Annotated in this window: 17 protein-coding genes; 12 read left to right on the forward strand and 5 right to left on the reverse strand. The window is 42.9% G+C overall.

The window, feature by feature from the left end; all coding sequences use genetic code 11:
- Window positions 1–103: 103 nt before the first annotated feature.
- The 4 genes from ICN18_RS00965 to ICN18_RS00980 all read left to right on the forward strand — a co-directional run bounded on the left by ICN18_RS00965 (window position 104) and on the right by ICN18_RS00980 (window position 3892).
- A complete protein-coding gene (locus tag ICN18_RS00965; RefSeq protein ID WP_216188689.1) occupies window positions 104–1234 on the forward strand; it encodes a Re/Si-specific NAD(P)(+) transhydrogenase subunit alpha in 1131 nt (376 codons plus the stop codon).
- 24 nt (window positions 1235–1258) lie between these two features.
- On the forward strand, window positions 1259–1597 hold the full coding sequence (locus tag ICN18_RS00970) for a proton-translocating transhydrogenase family protein (protein WP_011903634.1): 339 nt from the start codon (window positions 1259–1261) through the stop codon (window positions 1595–1597).
- 33 nt (window positions 1598–1630) lie between these two features.
- Window positions 1631–2998 carry an NAD(P)(+) transhydrogenase (Re/Si-specific) subunit beta gene (locus tag ICN18_RS00975; RefSeq protein ID WP_216188690.1) on the forward strand — a complete coding sequence of 456 codons (1368 nt, stop codon included), beginning with the start codon at window positions 1631–1633 and terminating at the stop codon, window positions 2996–2998.
- Window positions 2999–3100: 102 nt separating this feature from the next.
- Window positions 3101–3892: a hypothetical protein gene (locus ICN18_RS00980; RefSeq protein ID WP_216188691.1), complete on the forward strand. Its 792-nt coding sequence runs from the start codon at window positions 3101–3103 to the stop codon at window positions 3890–3892.
- Window positions 3893–3907: 15 nt separating this feature from the next.
- Here the strand turns inward: ICN18_RS00980 and ICN18_RS00985 are convergent, their stop codons facing one another.
- The 4 genes from ICN18_RS00985 to ICN18_RS01000 form a co-directional block, all read right to left on the reverse strand.
- On the reverse strand, window positions 3908–4642 hold the full coding sequence (locus ICN18_RS00985) for a hypothetical protein (protein WP_216188692.1): 735 nt from the start codon (window positions 4640–4642) through the stop codon (window positions 3908–3910).
- 121 nt (window positions 4643–4763) lie between these two features.
- The gene (groL, locus tag ICN18_RS00990; protein ID WP_215360191.1) at window positions 4764–6416 is read right to left on the reverse strand and encodes a chaperonin GroEL; all 1653 of its coding nucleotides are present in this window, start codon (window positions 6414–6416) and stop codon (window positions 4764–4766) included.
- A 28-nt stretch (window positions 6417–6444) separates the two neighbouring features.
- Window positions 6445–6735, reverse strand: a complete 291-nt coding sequence (locus tag ICN18_RS00995) for a co-chaperone GroES (protein ID WP_072582790.1) — start codon at window positions 6733–6735, stop codon at window positions 6445–6447.
- 689 nt (window positions 6736–7424) lie between these two features.
- Window positions 7425–7805 (reverse strand): helix-turn-helix domain-containing protein, encoded by a 381-nt coding sequence (locus tag ICN18_RS01000; protein WP_216188693.1) that lies wholly within the window; start codon window positions 7803–7805, stop codon window positions 7425–7427.
- Between the two features lie 364 nt (window positions 7806–8169).
- On the opposite strand from ICN18_RS01000, the gene ICN18_RS01005 reads away from it, so the two are divergent.
- From ICN18_RS01005 to ICN18_RS01030, 6 genes are all read left to right on the forward strand, one after another.
- Entirely contained in the window at window positions 8170–9153 is a 984-nt protein-coding gene (locus tag ICN18_RS01005) for a TnsA endonuclease N-terminal domain-containing protein (RefSeq protein WP_216188694.1), read from the forward strand.
- The gene (locus tag ICN18_RS01010) at window positions 9150–11135 is read left to right on the forward strand and encodes a TnsB C-terminal domain-containing protein (RefSeq protein ID WP_216188695.1); all 1986 of its coding nucleotides are present in this window, start codon (window positions 9150–9152) and stop codon (window positions 11133–11135) included. The genes ICN18_RS01005 and ICN18_RS01010 overlap by 4 nt, the downstream gene beginning before the upstream one ends.
- Window positions 11132–12109, forward strand: a complete 978-nt coding sequence (locus ICN18_RS01015; protein WP_216188696.1) for an ATP-binding protein — start codon at window positions 11132–11134, stop codon at window positions 12107–12109. Before ICN18_RS01010 ends, ICN18_RS01015 begins: the two co-directional genes overlap by 4 nt.
- Window positions 12102–13112 carry a TniQ family protein gene (locus ICN18_RS01020; protein WP_216188697.1) on the forward strand — a complete coding sequence of 337 codons (1011 nt, stop codon included), beginning with the start codon at window positions 12102–12104 and terminating at the stop codon, window positions 13110–13112. The genes ICN18_RS01015 and ICN18_RS01020 overlap by 8 nt, the downstream gene beginning before the upstream one ends.
- Window positions 13106–13984, forward strand: a complete 879-nt coding sequence (locus ICN18_RS01025) for a TniQ family protein (protein ID WP_216188698.1) — start codon at window positions 13106–13108, stop codon at window positions 13982–13984. The genes ICN18_RS01020 and ICN18_RS01025 overlap by 7 nt, the downstream gene beginning before the upstream one ends.
- A 447-nt stretch (window positions 13985–14431) precedes the next feature.
- On the forward strand, window positions 14432–15712 hold the full coding sequence (locus ICN18_RS01030) for a PAS domain-containing sensor histidine kinase (protein WP_216188699.1): 1281 nt from the start codon (window positions 14432–14434) through the stop codon (window positions 15710–15712).
- A gap of 24 nt (window positions 15713–15736) precedes the next feature.
- Here ICN18_RS01030 and ICN18_RS01035 read toward each other — a convergent pair whose 3' ends face one another.
- The gene (locus ICN18_RS01035; RefSeq protein WP_216188700.1) at window positions 15737–16327 is read right to left on the reverse strand and encodes a response regulator transcription factor; all 591 of its coding nucleotides are present in this window, start codon (window positions 16325–16327) and stop codon (window positions 15737–15739) included.
- A 133-nt stretch (window positions 16328–16460) separates the two neighbouring features.
- Here ICN18_RS01035 and ICN18_RS01040 point away from each other — a divergent pair, with 133 nt between their 5' ends.
- Both ICN18_RS01040 and ICN18_RS01045 read left to right on the forward strand, forming a co-directional pair.
- Window positions 16461–16745, forward strand: a complete 285-nt coding sequence (locus ICN18_RS01040) for an excisionase family DNA-binding protein (protein ID WP_216188701.1) — start codon at window positions 16461–16463, stop codon at window positions 16743–16745.
- Between the two features lie 201 nt (window positions 16746–16946).
- On the forward strand, window positions 16947–19436 hold the full coding sequence (locus ICN18_RS01045; protein WP_216188702.1) for a beta strand repeat-containing protein: 2490 nt from the start codon (window positions 16947–16949) through the stop codon (window positions 19434–19436).
- Window positions 19437–19539: the final 103 nt, after the last annotated feature.

Genomic DNA, 19539 nt, shown 5'->3' on the forward strand with positions numbered 1-19539 from the left:
GGGCAAAAACCAAGCAAACGGACTTAGGGGTAAGTAAATAGGCGCAATGAGCCCTATTTAACTAAAATAGATTTTTTATAAATTTTGCTTTTGGAGACATGCCATGCGCATAGGAGTACCACTGGAAACAAGGCCTGGGGAAACTCGAGTAGCCGCCACACCAGAAACCGTTAAAAAATTCATCGGTCAAGGTCATACCGTCGTCATCCAAAAAGACGCCGGATTAAAAGCAAGTCAACCTGACTCCGCATATGAAGCTGTAGGCGCAACCATTGGTAGCGCTGCAGATGCATTCGGCGCAGAGATTGTTCTTAAGGTACGCGCTCCTGAAGCAGCAGAACTGAAGCAAATTAAATCGGGTGCCGTTCTCCTGGGAATGTTGGACCCATTTGATAACGACATGATTGCAGCAATGGCTGCTCAAGGTGTTACTGCTTTCTCCTTAGAGGCTGCACCACGCACAACGCGTGCGCAAAGCATGGACGTATTGTCATCCCAAGCAAACATTGCTGGATACAAAGCAGTTATGGTTGCTGCAAATGAATATCAACGCTTTATGCCAATGCTGATGACTGCTGCTGGCACTGTTAAAGCAGCACGTGTATTGATCTTGGGTGCTGGCGTTGCAGGCTTGCAAGCAATTGCTACGGCAAAACGTCTTGGTGCCGTGATTGAAGCATCTGATGTGCGTCCGGCCGCTAAAGAACAAATCGAATCTTTAGGCGCTAAGTTTGTTGACGTTCCTTATGAAACTGACGAAGAGCGCGAGATTGCTCAAGGCGTTGGTGGCTATGCCCGCCCAATGCCTGAAGCTTGGATGAAGCGCCAAGCAGCCTTGGTTGCAGAACGCGCCCAACAAGCTGACATCGTCATTACTACTGCATTAATTCCGGGACGTAAGCCACCAGTACTGCTGCATAGCGACACTGTTGCCAATATGAAGCCAGGCTCGATCGTGATCGACTTAGCTGCAGGCAAAGGTGATAACGGTTCAGGTAACTGCCCATTAACGCAAGCAGACAAAGTGGTTGATGTGAATGGCGTGAAGATTGTTGGCTATACCAATTTAGCCAGCATGGTTGGTGCTGATGCTTCTGCGCTCTACTCACGTAACTTGCTCGACTTCATGAAACTCATTATCGATAAAGATGCGAAGTTGGTTATCCCAAGTGATGATGACATCGTTACCGCTTGCTTAATGTGTCGTGATGGCCAAGCCATCCGCAAAAACTAATAGTAAAAATACTAAGGAAACACTATGGATCTCGCTGCCTTTCAAAGCATCCTCACCGTTCAAAACATTACCGTGTTTGTATTGGCCATTTTTGTTGGCTACCACGTTGTTTGGAACGTAACCCCAGCATTGCATACGCCTTTGATGGCTGTTACTAATGCGATCTCCGGAATCATCATTGTTGGCGCCTTACTGCAAACCGAAGTGATCGGTGGCGATGAAATCACCCTCACCAGCATCATTGGTGCAGTTGCGGTATTCCTAGCCTCTATTAATATTTTTGGTGGCTTTATGGTCACCCGTCGCATGCTTGAGATGTTCAAGAAAAAAGCGCCTAAGGCTGATGCGGCTGGAACTAAATAAACCTAGAATAAGACCAATACAGAAACCAAAACTATGTCAAACATAACCGCTATTTCTTATCTCATTTCATCGGTGTTGTTCATTCTCGCTTTGCGTGGATTGTCCTCACCAACTACATCGCGCCAAGGCAATACCTTCGGCATGATTGGTATGTTGCTAGCAGTCATCACTACTTTCTTCATTCCTGATTTCAAACCCGCTATCTCTTTGATTGGTGTTGCCATTGTTGGCGGCGCGATCATTGGTACGCTTGCCGCTAAACGCGTGCAAATGACAAAGATGCCTGAGTTGGTTGCTTTGATGCACTCCTTCGTAGGTTTATCAGCCGTGTTAATTGCGATTGCTGCTGTATTTAATCCAGCACATGACCACACTGGCGCGCAAAAGATTGAACTCTTTATCGGCGCGTTCATTGGCGCCATTACCTTCACTGCATCTGTGATTGCTTTCGGCAAATTGTCAGGCAAGGTCAGTGGTAAGCCAGTTACTTTTGCTGGTCAACATTTACTCAACCTCCTCCTAGCAATCACCATGGTTGGTGGCGGCGTAATGTACTTCATGACTGGTAGTCATGAAGCATTCCTAGTAATGTGTGCGGTCGCTCTAGTGTTGGGTGTAACTTTGATCATCCCTATCGGCGGTGCCGATATGCCAGTGGTTGTATCAATGCTCAATAGTTATTCTGGTTGGGCTGCAGCAGGTATTGGCTTTACCTTGAACAACCCAGTGTTGATTATTGCTGGTGCTTGCGTAGGCTCTTCTGGCGCGATTCTGTCCTACATCATGTGTAAAGCGATGAATCGCTCTATCTTGGCCGTATTGCTCGGCGGCTTTGGCGCTGAAGCTGCTGCTGGCGGTGGTGATGATGGCGGCCCTAAGAACTACAAAACAGGATCACCTGAAGATGCTGCTTTCCTCATGGAAAATGCTGACACTGTGATCATCGTTCCAGGTTACGGCTTGGCAGTGGCTCGCGCGCAACATGCATTGAAAGAACTGACTGAAAAGTTAACTCATCATGGCGTGACTGTGAAATACGCGATTCACCCAGTGGCTGGTCGTATGCCTGGTCACATGAACGTACTCTTGGCTGAAGCTGAAGTTCCGTACGATCAAGTATTTGAGATGGAAGACATCAATAGCGACTTTGGTCAGGCTGACGTAGTTCTGGTGCTTGGCGCGAATGACGTGGTGAACCCAGCAGCCCGCACTCCAGGCAGCCCAATCTTTGGCATGCCAATCTTGGAAGCATTTAAAGCTAAAACCATCATCGTCAATAAGCGTTCGATGGCAGCTGGTTACGCTGGCTTAGATAACGAGCTCTTCTACATGGATAAAACCATGATGGTCTTCGGTGATGCGAAGAAAGTGGTTGAAGAGATGGTTAAAGCGGTTGAATAAGACCGGCTCTCGAGCCTTTAAATAAAAGACCGCCTTCGGGCGGTTTTTTATTACACTAAGCAAACTCCTCAATAAAGCAATACCACCTTACAAGAGCTTGCTATGCCAAATTTCATTGGGAATCACCTCAACATAGTTAAATATGCGCCGCTAATATTTTTTGCCTCAATCCTCACATTCTTATTGGTAGGTTGGCTCCTCGGAAAATACCGCCTACGTAACTCAAATCAGGTAATCGTTCGAGATTCTTTGGCGACTGCTATCTTTGGATTATCGGCGCTGGTTCTCGGTTTTACATTCTCGGGTGCAAATGAACATTTTGATAAACGCGTTAGCCTCATGCGCGCCCAAGCTGATGCCATTACCCAACTCTATCAATCTAGTAAGTACCTTGGTCCAAAAGATCAAATTGAGGTACGCAACTCTTTAAAAGAAATTCTTGAAGACCGTCTTGAGCTATATAAAGAGGTCAATACATTCGTTGCCCTAAATACAAATATAGCTCGCCTAGGCAACAAGTTAAATGAGTTTAATGAATTAATGATGTTGAGCATTCCACGTGCACCAATTGGCAGTAGAGAATTGGCCGACAAGATCTTAAGGCCCCAAACTGATCACCTCATGGAAGTTTTGCGTGATGGGATGTTAAATGCTAGACATCATCCTCCCCCGATTCTTGAACGCTTCTTATTTGCTCTACTATCGATTGGTGCGCTTTTAAGCGGCTATGCTATGGCAGTGAAGAATGAAGAGGATTGGTTTTTAACTGCTCTTTACCTAGGGCTGATGGGGTTTGCGCTTTATGTGATCTTTGCCCTAGAGTTTCCAAATCAACTATTCCCATACGAATCTTTCAACGCAGACTTATTGCGAACACAAAAACTCTTTCAATAATCCGCTGATAAAGATCTATCTTCTTTGATAGCTATTGGATAAATTGTCCTGCAGTACATAGGCAATTCCATTAGCTACTAAAGAAAGGTCTTGATCAAGCACTCGGCTTCGATACGTCCAGCCAGCGGGTAATTTCAGCTGCTCACCCAATACTGGCAAGTCTTTCATATTGAGCGCAGGATTCACAATCTGTGAGTAAGACTGCATCACATACACGTCACCTCCAGGAGAAGTGAGTTCATATACAGCGCTACCCACCCTATATATAAAATTAGTGGTGCGGACTATTTCATTTGGGGTGTATTGTTTGCTACCCATCAATTGCTTTAGCAAACTTAACTGGATTGTTGCCCGTAAGTTCATTTCGATGCCGCCAAAAGATTCTTTTACGTCATTGATGGTATTACCCGCCGCCTGAATTTCATCCATCGTCCAATAGCGCGGTCCATTGAGGATAGCAAAAGAGGCATCGAAACTCTTTTCAATAGATTCTTTGGTTAAGGTCTTCCACTGCGCTTCAGGACAAAGATTAAGTCCTTGCGTATTAAATACCTTGACTTCCAAATTGAGCCAAGCTCGCTTGCCCACTAGTACTTCGCAATAACGCTGATTACGCAGGTTTGAAACACTTTTCTGAAATACTGGCTGAGCGTCAACTGATTGAGCGATTGCAGTCTCACAAAGAAAGGTGGCGCCCAAAAAGAGCAAGCCCATTGATATAAAGGAATTTGCTTGATTGCGACTAGTCATTTTGACGCCTGCTCCAGTGGTAATGGTGGATACAGCTTACTCCTATAAAGAAAAAGCGCCCGGTCTTTTGAACCAGGCGCTCTTATTTCTACAGCTTGGTAGCTGAGGAAATTAACGGCAATTACATCATGCCGCCCATTCCACCCATTCCACCCATGCCACCCATATCAGGCATACCACCAGCACCAGACTCATCTTTTGGTGCTTCAGAGATAGCGCAATCGGTAGTCAATAACAAGCCAGCAACAGATGCTGCATTTACCAATGCAGTTTTTGTTACTTTAGTTGGGTCAATAACACCTTGAGCAACGAGGTCACCGTATTCACCAGTAGCTGCGTTGTAGCCGTTATTACCTGTACTTGCTTGTACAGCGTTAACAACTACACCAGCATCTTCGCCGGCATTGCTAACGATCGTACGCAATGGCTCTTGCATAGCGCGCAATACGATGCTGATGCCAGCGTCTTGATCAGCGTTATCGCCTTTCAAGCCCTTGATGCCCTGCATCGCACGAATCAACGCTACGCCACCGCCAGGAACAATGCCTTCTTCAACGGCTGCACGAGTTGCATGCAATGCGTCGTCAACGCGAGCTTTCTTCTCTTTCATTTCGACTTCAGTAGCAGCACCAACACGAATCACTGCAACACCGCCTGCCAACTTAGCAACACGCTCTTGCAACTTCTCTTTGTCGTAGTCGCTAGTAGCTTCTTCGATCTGAACACGAATGTTCTTCACACGAGCTTCAATCGCTTTAGCATCGCCAGCACCGTCAATGATGATGGTGTTTTCTTTGCCTACTTCGATGCGCTTCGCTTGACCTAAATGCTCAAGAGTTGTTTTCTCGAGTGTGAGTCCGATTTCTTCAGCGATTACTGTACCGCCAGTCAAAATCGCGATGTCTTCCAACATCGCTTTACGACGATCGCCAAAGCCTGGAGCCTTAACAGCACAGGTCTTGATGATGCCGCGGATGTTATTCACAACTAAAGTTGCCAAGGCTTCGCCTTCAACATCTTCCGCAATGATCAACAAAGGACGGCCAGATTTTGCTACTTGCTCGAGTACCGGGAGCAAATCACGGATGTTGGCAATCTTCTTGTCAAACAAGAGAACGTATGGGCTTTCCAATACGGCAACTTGTTTTTCTGGTTGATTGATGAAGTATGGAGAGAGGTAGCCGCGGTCAAACTGCATACCTTCAACTACTTCGAGTTCGTCTTCCAAAGACTTGCCATCTTCAACAGTGATAACGCCTTCTTTTCCTACTTTTTCCATCGCTTCTGCAATGCGCTGACCAATGCTGTGGTCGCTGTTTGCAGAGATAGAACCTACTTGAGCGATTTCTTTAGTAGTAGTGCAAGGCTTGCTGATTTTTGCGAGCTCTTCGATTGCAGCTGTAACAGCCTTGTCGATACCGCGCTTCAAGTCCATTGGGTTGTGGCCTGAAACAACATATTTCATACCTTCGCGAACGATAGACTGAGCCAAAACAGTAGCGGTAGTCGTACCGTCACCTGCGATGTCAGCAGTTTTGGAAGCAACTTCCTTAACCATCTGCGCGCCCATATTCTGGAGCTTGTCTTTGAGTTCGATTTCTTTTGCTACGGATACGCCGTCTTTAGTGATTGTTGGTCCACCGAATGAACGCTCGATCACCACATTGCGACCTTTTGGTCCCAAAGTTGTTTTCACTGCATTAGCAAGAATATTTACGCCTTCGACCATCTTGGTGCGGGCGCTATCTCCAAATACAACGTCTTTTGCTGCCATGATTAAATTCCTCTCTTAAATACCGAAATTACTTCTGTACAACAGCCATGATGTCGTCTTCACGCATCACGATGAGTTCTTCGCTGTCAACTTTTACTGTTTGACCTGCATATTTACCAAACAACACGCGATCGCCTACTTTGACGTCAGGTGCGTTTAATTTGCCGCTGTCATCGCGCTTGCCTGGGCCTACTGCCAAAACTTCACCTTGATCAGGCTTTTCTGCAGCAGCGTCAGGAATGATGATTCCGGAAGCAGTTTTTGATTCTTGATCTAAACGCTTGATGATTACGCGATCATGTAAGGGACGCAAATTCATCTCTTCTCCTATGTTAGTAAGTGTTAACTATTTAAATAAACTATATAAATCAATGCTTTATAATCTCTCACACGCAAACTAAGGCTGATTTATCTAAAAACCCGCTGTTTTAGCACTCGCGTGTAGGGAGTGCTGATTATATAGGTCTGATTCCTGGTATTTCAAGGGCGGATCACCATAAATTCTTTAAGGATTTAGCCCCTTTTTATAATGGGGACAGGTTGGTAGGTCGATTCCTACAGATAAATCAGCCTAAAGCCCTTACCGCTCCAATCCGTCCTGCCTAGACTGGACAGTCACCGATTGGAGAATGCTGATGAGCCCGAAATTATGGCTCGCAGTCTAACTTGGGACTTTCGCAGCTTAAATTGGTACTTAACCCCCAATAGGTATATGGCTCGAGCCTCTCCAGGCGATTAATAATCCAAATTTTGAGCAAATTTACTACTTATTGATAATTTTGAAATCAACGGTCAGATTTAAATTTAGAATCTGAAATTTTTATCTGCGGGATTTTCTGCAAGTGATTGATTTTACTGAAATACAGAGTCCCAACTTAAGCTACGAGAAATACAAGACTCCAAGCCGGACCCTTTAAGAATAAGGGTTTGCAAGCCATCAGAATAGAAAGGGGGGAAATAAGCTGATATTTGCGATTTTACAGCCAACTTATGCAATAGGCAGACAGCCTATCTAGAAAGAAGTAGTCGATCCCGTAAGGCATCAAATACAAAATATCGCTCTTTCCCGTCAAGGAGCGAACCATACTTATTAAGCATCTCATCATCCAAAGCGCTAAAGGCATCCATCTCGGCTTTGCGCAAATCAATTTGCGAAGGACTAGCTAATAGCCTATTGCCTGTTACCAAGTAAACCGCGTCAGCACCAATCTTGGAGGCTAGGTCAAAGTATGAGGCCCTGGGCTCTCTTCGCCCACCTTCATAGGCACCTTGCGCCAACACCTTCACCCCAACACGCTCCGCAAACTCTGCCTGAGTAAGGCCTAAACGCTTACGCTCTTCGCGAATTCGCTCACCTAACTTATAGGAAAAATCTGGGGTGTTGTTCATGTAGTGTTAAAATATATGATTTTGAATATTTTTAACTATTTATAGACTATTTTTTAGCCTTAATTAAAGATAATTGATTTATTAATATTCGCAATGATATACAGATAGCAACAAATTAGCAAGCAGTTCAAAACTAAACACCTAGAGCTATTAGGTCACAAGGAAAACAAAATGAGCCCATAAAAAAACCAGATTCACCCTCTCAGGCTATCTGGTCAAGCTTTTTATTTGAGACAAAACTATTGGTATGTTTATTTTCTCGAATTTAGAACGCTAGGTCAAGCCTTTTGCAACCTAAATTTTGAGGCGCTGACACTAATTATATTCATTTGAATGTAATTAATAGCCCCTAGCGAGAAAATTCATGAAAAAAATACAACGTCGTAAGCCCAAAGGTCGATTTGGAAAAAAGGCTAAAAATCTTTCGGAAGCCAAAGATCTGATTAAGTCCTCCCCCTGGCGAACTACAGGTGGAGCATTCATAAGGGGCCTAACCCCTCTCCCCGCTCAATGGGAATCCTATCTGGAGAGGTTTTGCGTCACAACACTTGCGCTGTGTTCGGATGTCATCTCGATTGCTTCACAACCATTTACCGAGGAGTATCTGGACTCCCAAGGGATAAAGCGCCGCTACACCCCTGACTACTTGGTAGTGCTGACAGATCGCTCTGAATTACTACTTGAGGTCAAAAGCCTTAGGCACTTAGTGATTGATGAATCTATGTCCAAATACATTGATATCGCAAACCACTTAAAGCCAAAGAAGAAGTTTCGATTTTTAGTCGACACACAACTAGAAGAATGTCCACGCTTCAAAACAATTAAGTTGCTCTTCAGGTATGCAACTAGCAACATTCGTGGGGATGCCTATCTGAAAGTTGAGGCCATTCTATCTTCCGCTAATACGGGCATCTCAATTCATGAGTTGATGGCAAAAGCTGAAGTTGAGTTAGTCGATATCTACACCCTAATCGCGAAAAGAAAGCTGTGTATCGATTGGAATGCATCACTAGATGATCAAGCCGAAGTAAGTCTGCCAAACAAACCATTCAAGGGACTCTCAATTGAAACAATTCTTGCCTCAGGTCAACATGGTGATTTTTTGGAAAAATTGGCTTTGGGTTATCGGCCCGAAGATAAACGACTCATATCACTTGCGAAGATTGGGCGACAGTACGATCATCCGCCAAACCCATTTAGAGTTATATGCGGATTTTCTCAGCCAACACCTCTTGATGGTGTCCAAAAATCTGAGCGCCCCACTCGAAAATCTTGGGAACGCCGAGATGAGGCAATTGGTAGCAATCCTCCTACAAAAAAAGAAAATGATGATGAGGAGGAAGTATGAATAGCTTCCTACTTGAGCCTGGCCTGGTGATTTCACGCATAGGAGAGGAGCTCAGATTAACTTCTCATATTGGCAATGCGATTGAATTTGCAGATCTTGAGACAGGGGAAATTATCTCCATCGCAGAAAATCAATTCTGGGAGGAATACGTTTCCAAAAAACTAAAAATCATAAAAAGCTTCTCGTCGGATAAAGAAATCATCACCTTTGGAGAGGCTGAGCCAATTAAACCAAGTGAGTTTATTGATAATCTCTCAGAAAAAAATCGGGCAAATGCGCTTAGGAAAAGCCTCTACATCTCAGGCCTGATAAAAAGAAAGTTTACGCGGGGTAAGAAAAAATACCTTATAGAAGCGATCAAAGAAATAGCTCAAGAAATTTTTGATAAGAAGCCTCCGAGCCCAACTTCGATTCACAGATGGTGGCAAAAATTCGATGAGTCAAACCAAAGGATGCATTCTCTTATATCAATGAATTCGTATAGGCGGAGAAAAAAAAGGATTGATCGCGAAAGCGAGCAATTTATGCAAGATCAGATCGAGGCCAAATACCTAGTAAAAACTAGACCTGGAATTGCAAGCGCCTACCGAGGGTATCTAGAGGCACTAGAAATTGAAAATAATAGTCGAGCCTTAAGCAACAAGCCACAACTAACCATTGTTTCCGATCGTACCTTCTATGAACGCATCAAGGTAAAAAATAAATATGATGTCATGGTTGCAAGACATGGAAAACAATACGCCGACAACCATTTTCGAATGATTAAAGGCCACCTTCCTTCGGAGTACCCGCTAGATGTCATCGAGGTTGACCATACTCTCTTAGATATTATGGTTGTAGATGATGAACTGCATTTGTGCATTGGCAGGCCTTGGTTAACAACGATGAAAGATCGCTACTCAGGAATCATTGTCGGATTCTCATTCTCCTTCCAAAAAACAGGTGTTGAAAGTATTGCCGAGTGCTTTAAACACTCTATGACAGCACATCTTGATGTTCAAAAAAGATGGCCTGACATAAAAAACCCATGGCCTTCATTTGGATTTGCCCAATATTACGAGTTTGATAGGGGAAGCGACTATCTAGCCGAACAATGCCGAAGAATGGTCGAAAGGACAGGCGCACATTATGAGTATTGCGCGACGAGAGCTCCATGGCATAAGGCATCCATTGAGCGATTCTTTGGAACTATCAATGAGACTCTATTTGAGACCTTGCCGGGAAGGACATTTCCAAGCTTATTAAAACGGGGGGATTACGATCCTGAAGTAGATTCAGTAATAAAAATTTCCACCTTCACATACTTAATGCACCTTTGGATTTGTGATTTTCACAATGTACTTCCCAATGCTGACAATCAGGCAACTCCACTGGATCTCTGGAATGCCGGAATAAAACTTGCGCCCCCACGCTATGCGGCCAATCTCGACGATATTGACATCATGGTGGGAAAACATGTTGAGGGGACACTCACTAATGAAGGCCTGAGATACAAATGGATTAATTATGCTAGCGATGAACTAAGTGAACTGATGAGGACTATTGGGAAGGGTCAGAAAGTTGAGTTTGTCATCAATCGAGAAGACCTTGGATCCGCCCAAGTCAAAAACCCGATCACAGATGAATATTTCGAGGTTCAATCTACGAGACCCGAATACAGTAGCGGCCTTAGTGAATATCAACATCGATATTTGCGAAAAGAAGGGGAAATAAAGCTCAATAAAAAAAATGCAATCTATGAGCTTATGAAAACTCGAAGAAAAGTTGATAAAGCTGTAGAAGACTCCATAACAGGCCAAAATAAATTTCATCGCTCTGAAGCTGCAAGACTAGCTGGAATCAACTCTAACTCAGTGATTGAGGGGAAAAATAAGTCGATCGGCAATGTATTTGCAAATCAACATTTAGGCGCCGAGGAATCTTCTGCCGAAGTTATTCAATTTCCCGCATATGTTCGTAAGAAATTGACGTGGGGTACATGATGAATTCCACCGACTTTAATACGGGGAACTTATTTGCATCAATTACTCCTGAGATACGCGAAGAAATTACTGCAGAGCGGTTGCGCGACCAGATAATGGCTCGACATAATTCCTGGGAGATGCATAAATTTGTCCGAAATGTTCCCATTGCTCACGATCAATTTAAGGAGGCAATGGAATTTGCTGATCACCTATTGTTGCGGTCCAAGGAAGGGGGCGAGCGCCCTGGTGGAGTCTGGCTCCTAGGAGATGGTGGCTGTGGCAAGAGCTTCTTGCTAGAGCAGATCATGAAAAAATATATACCCCAAGAAACTATCCATGCACGAATATGCCCAATTGTGAAAGTTTCGTTTTCAGCTCAGCCAAGCCAAAGAGATTTCTTGCGAACATTGTTAAAACAATTGGGACAAAACATGGCTCTTTTGAACGACCGCAGCATAGCGGATCTTCAAAAAATCTTGCTCGCCGCGCTTGTTGCTGCCAAAACAATAGCAATCATCTGTGATGAGGCTCAGCATCTCTGGCTAAATGTATTGGCAACACGGGTTGCCGATCGAATTGGAGGGAAGGTTGGAGATCTCATAAAAGATATTTATAACTCATCAAATGTTGCTTTTATTTTTTCTGGGACTCCAGGCCTGCAAAAGATATTGGATATTGACTCCCAGGTTCGAACTCGCTGGAAGGGGGTATTCCTATTGAGATGTTTTAGCAATGGCCCTGAGTTTGAAGATGTTCTCAGTGCAATTGATGAAGCCATTCCCTTGCCAGAAAGATCCAATCTTGAGAGATATGCCTCAAAAATACATCTCATAACCGAGGGCAATATTCGAGATGTGAAAGACTTTGTCGCTCAAGCAGTCTGGTTTGCCGCTCAAGCTAAATCACCCAGCGCTGAGGGTCACCTTTACCAAGCATGCCAAAAGACCTTTGGGCAAAGTAGGCCCAATCCGTTTGAACCTAATCATGGATAGGCTATTTCATCGAGTACAACCTCATCCAGGAGAAGATGGCTATGGATTTTTAGTTAGAGTAATTCATGCAAACTACTTAAAAGGGGGTCCCGCCAATTTAATAGAACTTATTTGCGAAGACACTAAAGAAATTCGCATGCAAGATATACCAAGGATTGCCAACTATTGCCTTAATTCAGTTGCAGAACTTTCGCAACTCTCTGGTATTGAGGTTTCTCGAACCGGAGGGGAATATATTTGGCAAATTAATGGTGAGCTCATTACAAAATCAGCATTCTTAGCCAGTAGGTATTCCAAAGTTTGCCCAAAGTGTTTAGAAGAGTCCAATTATTTACGTGGTTCTTGGTCCCTGACTTTTTATACTGCATGTCCTACCCATAAAACCTCTTTAATAGATAGTTGCGGTGGCTGCGGAAAGCGCCTTAAGTGGAATCGTCGATTTATAGATTATTGTGGATGTGGCCACCCTTTAAAAGAATCTCAATCCTATACCGCATCTCCTGGGTCTCTTTTTATAGCCAGCCTGATAGAAAATCGATTTAATCAAGAAACTTCGCCAACTAGGGGCCTTCTTGCGGATAGGGAGATAGATAGACTGGCCAATCTATCCCTAGATGGGCTATGCAAAACCCTGTGGTTCCTAGGTCACTGCATATTTAACTTGGGGAGCTATGGCCCCGGGCATGGCAGAAAAATATTGACTATTGATGAGGCGAATCAAATGATCAATCAAGCTATTGAACTTTTGCATCAGTGGCCCCACAATCTCGGAAATCGCCTATCTAAACTGTCAATGCGCCAACCATCCAAGAGTAGCGCCTCTCTGATTGAGCGTCTTTTTGGTCCCGCACAATCGTACTTGCAATCCGAAATTACCGCTGACGAACTGTTTTATGTTCGCACTGCTTATGAGCAGCACATAAGAAAAGTTTGGCGCCAATTTGATACCCGAAATCAAAGCACGCTATCTACCAGACAAATGGAGCTGGATGCAACATGGTAAAGCGATTCTTCGATATTGGACCCATAGAAACAGGAACCTTTAGAGGGCTTGAACAGCTTGGTGGGAATTGGTTACCAAAGTATCAACGCATTTATGGGATATCCCCAATCCAAGAAGGTGAAGCGTTTAGCTCATGGGTGGCACGCGCTTCCCTAGATAATGTAATTTCGCTTAAATTATTAATGAAGTCAATTGGTTGCGAAACCCCCGGTCACTTAATTGATATTGGTCATGTCCAGATCGATTTAATAAAAATTGGCAGTATTTTAGGCTTTGAGGACCCCTCCTTAAGTCAGATTAATTTCCCAGTTAGCTCAATCCTCTCTGAGCCAGATTTTCTGTTTCTAACCATTGATAAAAATCACTCACCAATTTATAAATATTGTCCTGCCTGCCTTACATCAGATGTAACTCCATTTTTTCGAGATTCATGGCGCTGGATTTCGACGCGAATCTGCCCTATTCACAATATTGTATTAATTAATAATTGCTATAAATGCAAAAGAAAAATTAATTTGAGTAGGATCAGTAAGAGAAGGAAAAATGGGGTATTTTGCAAAAGGCCATCATTATTAGTTTGCAATTCATGCATGACAAATTTAGGAGAGGCTCCTGTGGAGTCTGTTAAGGAAAACATCTTGATTATTGCCCTGAAGCAACAAGAAGAAATAACAAATTTGATTAGAAGCACCTTCTGCAAAGATATTGGCAATAGTCATCCACCAGGCATTCTAAAAGATAGTTGCATTATCCAAAATGAGCCGAGAAAAAAAGTTGCTAATTTAGTTCGTGAATACTTAGATGTAGTGCTGATTGAGGATCTCAACGCTTGTAATAGATTGAAAAGTTTCACTTGGGACGACATACGATGAAAATTGATTTCAAATACCATCTTTCCTATTCGAGCATCCTCAAGTACTTAAAGCCCTTTATTACAGTATCTTGACTTGAGGTATTTCCGCCTTCAATTTCAGTATATTTACGGTAACCCAAACTTCTGAATACTAGCAACTATTAAATATTTGACTTTACTAGTCTAATTAGCCCCTTGTATTAATAACTTATTAGTCGCCCTCATGAAAAATGGAACCTAAGTAACTCATCGAATTAAAGTCGATTACGGCCATGCTTTAGCCCCTAATTAAGAAAAATAAGTGCACCACCTTAAAATATTCGTCCTGATTAGTTACCAAGGGCACAACATCATCAAGCACAAGATATGGAATCTATGGAAAATTTAATCTTTAAAAAATAAGTTGTGACAAGTAATATTACATCCTTAGCCAAAAAATACTTGATTATCCTCGAGGACTTTGCTTATGAATTATGAATTCAATTCCAGTCTGATACATTCGAATGAACTCCTCAAACGATTGGCCAACACGGTACCATGCGGACTATATGAATATACTCGTACCGCAGATGAGATTGGCAATTACCATTTTCTAAATAGCAAAGCACTGGAAATATTTGAAATAACAGAAAATGAAATTCCCATATTTGCAAATCTAATACTTAAAATGTTCTCTGAGGATGACATCGATAGAATTCGAAAATTAGACCAAGAAGTTCACAGAACTCAATCACCATTTTTTTTTGAAGGGAAAATTAAAACCCGTAGCAATGCCATCAAATGGGTGCGATTTTCGTCACAACCAAGCAATTCATATCTTAACGGCTCCCTTATATGGTCTGGTTATATTCTTGATATTACAACCGAAAAAGATTTATCAACCAAAACAATAAATCAAGAGATTGAGCTCTCGATTGCCTCGATTAAATTAAGCAAATTGGAGAAAATTGAATCCCTAAACAGACAATTAGAAATTCTCTTAGAAGAAAAAAGCCTTTTGCTTAAATCAACAGCAGCGTACGCAAAGGCAAATAAACTTGGCACTGTAATTAGTTCTGTTGCCCATGAAATCAATAGCCCCCTAGGAGCTATAAGCATTAATAGTGAAAGCCTAGGAATTGAGATTGCGTCCATTGAGAACCATGGAATAACGGCCGAAAATATCACCAACCTAAAAGATATTGCCTACGGATTGATGAAGGCAACTCGTAGGGCTACAAAAATAATTGTTAACCTAAGAGGTCTTTTTGTAGCTGGTGAGGTTGGGTATGAAAATTTCAACCTGAGTGATACCTTAAAAGAAGTTTTTGAACTCATGAATCGAGAAATTACAAGTGTCAATATTGATTTGAAAAAATTTATCAATCCAAATATTCATTTTTACGGGGATAAGGGACAAATTCAGATGGTTTTGTTAAATGCCATTAACAATGCTATTGATGCACTGCGGGAATATGATGGACCAAGAATCATTGAGGTATCCCTCATCGAGGGTGATGAAAGGATACAGCTGGATGTAAAAGACAGTGGCTATGGCTTTAAGCCCGGCTTCTTAAAAAAGGCATTTGACTTATTTCAAACAACCAAAACAAAGGGTATGGGTATAGGGTTGTGGCTTTCTCGCTCAATTATAGAAAACCATAACGGCTCCATCAATGCGAGCAATAACGAGACTGGGGGAGCTACGCTATGTATTCAGCTAAGAAAATCCAACTCATCGGCAAAAGCAACTACCCAGGTCGATTAACTCGCCTGCTTTAATTGGCTAATTTCATTGAATATTCAGTGCTTTGTAAAAATTAGCCAAAGCCTGTAGTGATTTAGCCCCCAACTTTTTCATTGCCTGAGCCTTATGTAACTTAATTACAGATTCAGATACCCCTCTATCCAAGGCTATTTGCTTCACTAAACGCCCCTTCGCCAGCTCAATAAAAACTTCCTTTTCTCTAGGTGTCAATTTGGCGTATGCGGTATCTAGCCTATCCCTACCCTCATCCATGGCCATAGCACCATCTATGAAGTCCTTAAGCTCATGTAATTCAAATGGCTTGAGCAAAAAACGATACGCTCCGTTATGTAACCCATCAATAATCTGCTGTGGATGACTTTGCCCGCTAATAAAAATAATTGGTGTCTGGCAATTATTGGACATCAACCATTCTTGAAGTTGAATGCCACTCATTTGAGGCATTTGCATATCTAGCAGTATTACAGAAGGTGACTTAGGGAATCGAACGCTTTCAATAAAGTCATTTGCAGATGAAAAGCTAGTAACTGAATAATGCATTCTTTTTAAAGCTCCAGACAGAGAATCACGCATCTCATCGTCGTCGTCAATAAGATAAATCACACTCCACCTCATTTAATTTTTCAACTTCTTTTATCTTAATACATAAAAAATCACAAAAATACCATCCCATGAGACAGATTACAAAATCATCATAAAAACGCAAAATGACAACTATCAATACCAAATTAAAGAATAGGGATTTCAAATGAACAAAATGGGAACCATTAAAAAAATAGGTGAACGTGAGTTTTATACAACAGGCGAATGCGCAAAGGCTCTTGGACTTTCCCGTGGAACTATTCAAAAATTAGTGAATATTGGCGTTTTAAGGGCCTATGTCACTATCGGTAAACATCGACGTATAGAAACGCAATCATTAAAAGATATGGAAAACCATATCAGAGCGCAGCTTCATAACAACCAACCTGACCTACGACCCTTGGAGAGCGAAACTCAAGAGGGAATTAATGCTCCTTCAGGAGTAAATTGATTATTTTTTTAATTGGTACTATCTTAAAAGATAGTTGTAGAAATTAATAAATATGCCTAAAGTGGTATTGATTCACATTAAGGATATCTTATGAAATACCCCCAGCCCTCACCAATACAGCGATCAGATCTTGTGATTCTATTGGCTTATAAACTCTCCCCATTCGCTCTAGTAGCAGGCTTGCTATTGAGTCAAGGGGCGATGGGGCAAACTAATATTAACTGCTCCATCAACGCGAATGGGCAGTACTCAGCAACAAGTAGTGGAGCGGTTTGCGTTCACACCCCACCAGTAACACCCCCTACTTGGACCAATCTAGGGACGGGCTTAAACTCTTACTGGATGAGCACTAACGGCAAAAGTGAGGTGCAATTGATTAATAATTCTGCTTTTAACGATATTGGTGGTCCCATCGCTGTTTACGGAATGCTCATCAATGGCAATAATGCAACCGTAACAAACAACTCCCAAATCCTTGTATCAAGTGTTGGTATTCAGCTAAATACAGCCGCAGCAACTGGGGCTACCATTACCAATGGCGTAGATGGAAAAATTCAAGCGGATTACGGGGTATACCTTGGCAGCTCAAATCTAAGCATTAGCCTATTGAATAATTTTGGCTCCATTGTGGCAACAAAACTCGGGGGGACCGCAATATATAACCAGGGGGCTATAGGTGAAATTTACAACGGCGAATCAGGCTTAATTACTGCTACATCTACAAGCGGTGGTACAGCGATTGGCAATGGTGGAGCCATTTCTTTATTGAATAATTATGGGCAGATTAATAGCGTTTCATCCTCAGCTATAAGCAATAACAGAGGGACTATTGGAACAATTAATAACTATGGGTCAGGATCAATCGCCGGCATTTCCCAAACCTCCTCCGGCAGCATCGGGGTGATTAATAACCTCGGCGATATTAGCGGTTCCGGTCAAGGAGGTGATGCGATTCGCATCCTGTTTGGGGGCGAAATAGGAACCATCAATAACTCCGGGAGAATTTACACCAATGGAACAGGAATTTTGGGGTCTGGCATTAATAATGGGGTTAACGGCAGCGGCCCTACCAGCGCCACTATAGGTGAAATTAATAATCTTGCCGGTGGTTTAATTGCTGGCACTATTGGCATCAATAATAGCTCCCTTGCATCCATAGGAACCATCAATAACTCTGGATCAATCTCCTCTACAACTGGTGGCACTGCACTTAAAAATGCTGGTCAAATTGATACCATCACCAACAATGGCAGCATTTACTCTACTGGTGGTGGCACTGCAATAGCCAATAACGCTGGTGGCTCCATTACCACCATCACCAACAATGGCAGCATGTACTCCACTGGTGGTGGGTTTGGCATTAACAATACTAGCGGCACCATTACAACTCTGGCCAACTTGCAAGGTGTTGGTAACCCTAATGGCCCCCTCACCTATACCGGCAACTTACCCACTACCTATACCACCTTGGTTAATGGCACGCAATACGGTCAATTAGCAGTGAGTAATGGGGTTGGTAGCGTCAGCACCTACAACATTGAGTTTCTTGGCCCCATCCAAGATAAAAGCCTGACCAATGTTGTCTCTGGCACAGTGTTGCCTAGCGCGCTAAACATCATCGATAACAATAAAAACTCTATCTCTGCTACTACTGGTATTTCTGGATCTTTGATGGGTCAATACGCTGGCATTAACTATCACTTTGTTCAAAATGCTGATGGCACTTATGATTTGCTCTTAAGTGGCGCTACCGTACCTGATACGGATGCCTCTATTACCTTGTCTGCCCAGCAAGTGCAAAGCATCCTCACTTCCCAATCATCGGCTTTAATTAATAGCCTATCCTATGATTGCAACACCTTTGGTGAGAACGGCATTTGCTTATCAACTGGTGGACGCTATCAAACCGTAGATGCCACCACCGGCATGAACTCGACTAGCGCTTTAATTATTGCAGCTGTAAAAGCAGCCAAACAAGTGCGTATTGGTGCCTATGCTGACCAAAACCTTTCAAATAACACTAACAATGGCAGCGTAAAGCTTGATAACGGCACTCCAATGGTTGGTATCTTTGCCGCTTGGTCGGAAAATGATAATGGCACCGGTGCAGAAGTGAAAGTTTCTGCCGGTTTAGGGCAGAAGAGCGCCACTATTACACGCCCAGTAGTCAACAGTGCAGAGCCAGGCCAGGGATCAACCAACATTTATACCCAATCAGTTCAACTGGTGGGCAAGTACGGCTTTGCCGTAACTGATAATCTGATTATCTCCCCTTACGCTGGCATTCGGTATCTATCCCAAAAGGTCAATGGTTATAGCGAAGGTGCCAATGCTAACGTTACCCTGCCGCTAAGCTATAGCGCGATTAATGCCAATGCCACTACCGCATTAGCTGGAGTTGGCATAACAACCAAAGCTACACCCGAACTCACACTGATGGCTAGCGCTGGTCTTGAGACTAATTTGAGTAGCAACTATGGCACTTGGACTGTTACCGGCGCCTATGGTGGAGCTACAGACACTGTGCAAGTGAATCCTAATCAGGTTAATACTCGCGCAACAGCGTCGATTGGTGCTTACTATGCGATTGAAAAGAACCAAACCATTGGCATTACTGGTATTTACCGCCAAGAGCCGTTTCAGAACATTAATACTACAAATGTGATGATGACTTATACGATTGGCTTGTAAAGGGGATTGATACGCGAGGAGGATTACCCTCCTCACATTAGGCGTTAGCAATACCCTGGAAGTATTTAAGCAATATTTGGTATTTCTCAGTGCCATGTATTGC

It is taken from the genome of Polynucleobacter parvulilacunae (assembly GCF_018881715.1).
Classification (GTDB): Bacteria; Pseudomonadota; Gammaproteobacteria; order Burkholderiales; family Burkholderiaceae; genus Polynucleobacter; species Polynucleobacter parvulilacunae.

Coding starts and splice junctions, on each gene's coding strand:
- ICN18_RS00965 (WP_216188689.1), top strand. CDS start 104: ATGCGCATAGGAGTACCACTGGAAACAAGGCCTGGGGAAACTCGAGTA.
- ICN18_RS00970 (WP_011903634.1), top strand. CDS start 1,259: ATGGATCTCGCTGCCTTTCAAAGCATCCTCACCGTTCAAAACATTACC.
- ICN18_RS00975 (WP_216188690.1), top strand. CDS start 1,631: ATGTCAAACATAACCGCTATTTCTTATCTCATTTCATCGGTGTTGTTC.
- ICN18_RS00980 (WP_216188691.1), top strand. CDS start 3,101: ATGCCAAATTTCATTGGGAATCACCTCAACATAGTTAAATATGCGCCG.
- ICN18_RS00985 (WP_216188692.1), bottom strand. CDS start 4,642: ATGACTAGTCGCAATCAAGCAAATTCCTTTATATCAATGGGCTTGCTC.
- groL (WP_215360191.1), bottom strand. CDS start 6,416: ATGGCAGCAAAAGACGTTGTATTTGGAGATAGCGCCCGCACCAAGATG.
- ICN18_RS00995 (WP_072582790.1), bottom strand. CDS start 6,735: ATGAATTTGCGTCCCTTACATGATCGCGTAATCATCAAGCGTTTAGAT.
- ICN18_RS01000 (WP_216188693.1), bottom strand. CDS start 7,805: ATGAACAACACCCCAGATTTTTCCTATAAGTTAGGTGAGCGAATTCGC.
- ICN18_RS01005 (WP_216188694.1), top strand. CDS start 8,170: ATGAAAAAAATACAACGTCGTAAGCCCAAAGGTCGATTTGGAAAAAAG.
- ICN18_RS01010 (WP_216188695.1), top strand. CDS start 9,150: ATGAATAGCTTCCTACTTGAGCCTGGCCTGGTGATTTCACGCATAGGA.
- ICN18_RS01015 (WP_216188696.1), top strand. CDS start 11,132: ATGATGAATTCCACCGACTTTAATACGGGGAACTTATTTGCATCAATT.
- ICN18_RS01020 (WP_216188697.1), top strand. CDS start 12,102: ATGGATAGGCTATTTCATCGAGTACAACCTCATCCAGGAGAAGATGGC.
- ICN18_RS01025 (WP_216188698.1), top strand. CDS start 13,106: ATGGTAAAGCGATTCTTCGATATTGGACCCATAGAAACAGGAACCTTT.
- ICN18_RS01030 (WP_216188699.1), top strand. CDS start 14,432: ATGAATTATGAATTCAATTCCAGTCTGATACATTCGAATGAACTCCTC.
- ICN18_RS01035 (WP_216188700.1), bottom strand. CDS start 16,327: ATGAGGTGGAGTGTGATTTATCTTATTGACGACGACGATGAGATGCGT.
- ICN18_RS01040 (WP_216188701.1), top strand. CDS start 16,461: ATGAACAAAATGGGAACCATTAAAAAAATAGGTGAACGTGAGTTTTAT.
- ICN18_RS01045 (WP_216188702.1), top strand. CDS start 16,947: ATGGGGCAAACTAATATTAACTGCTCCATCAACGCGAATGGGCAGTAC.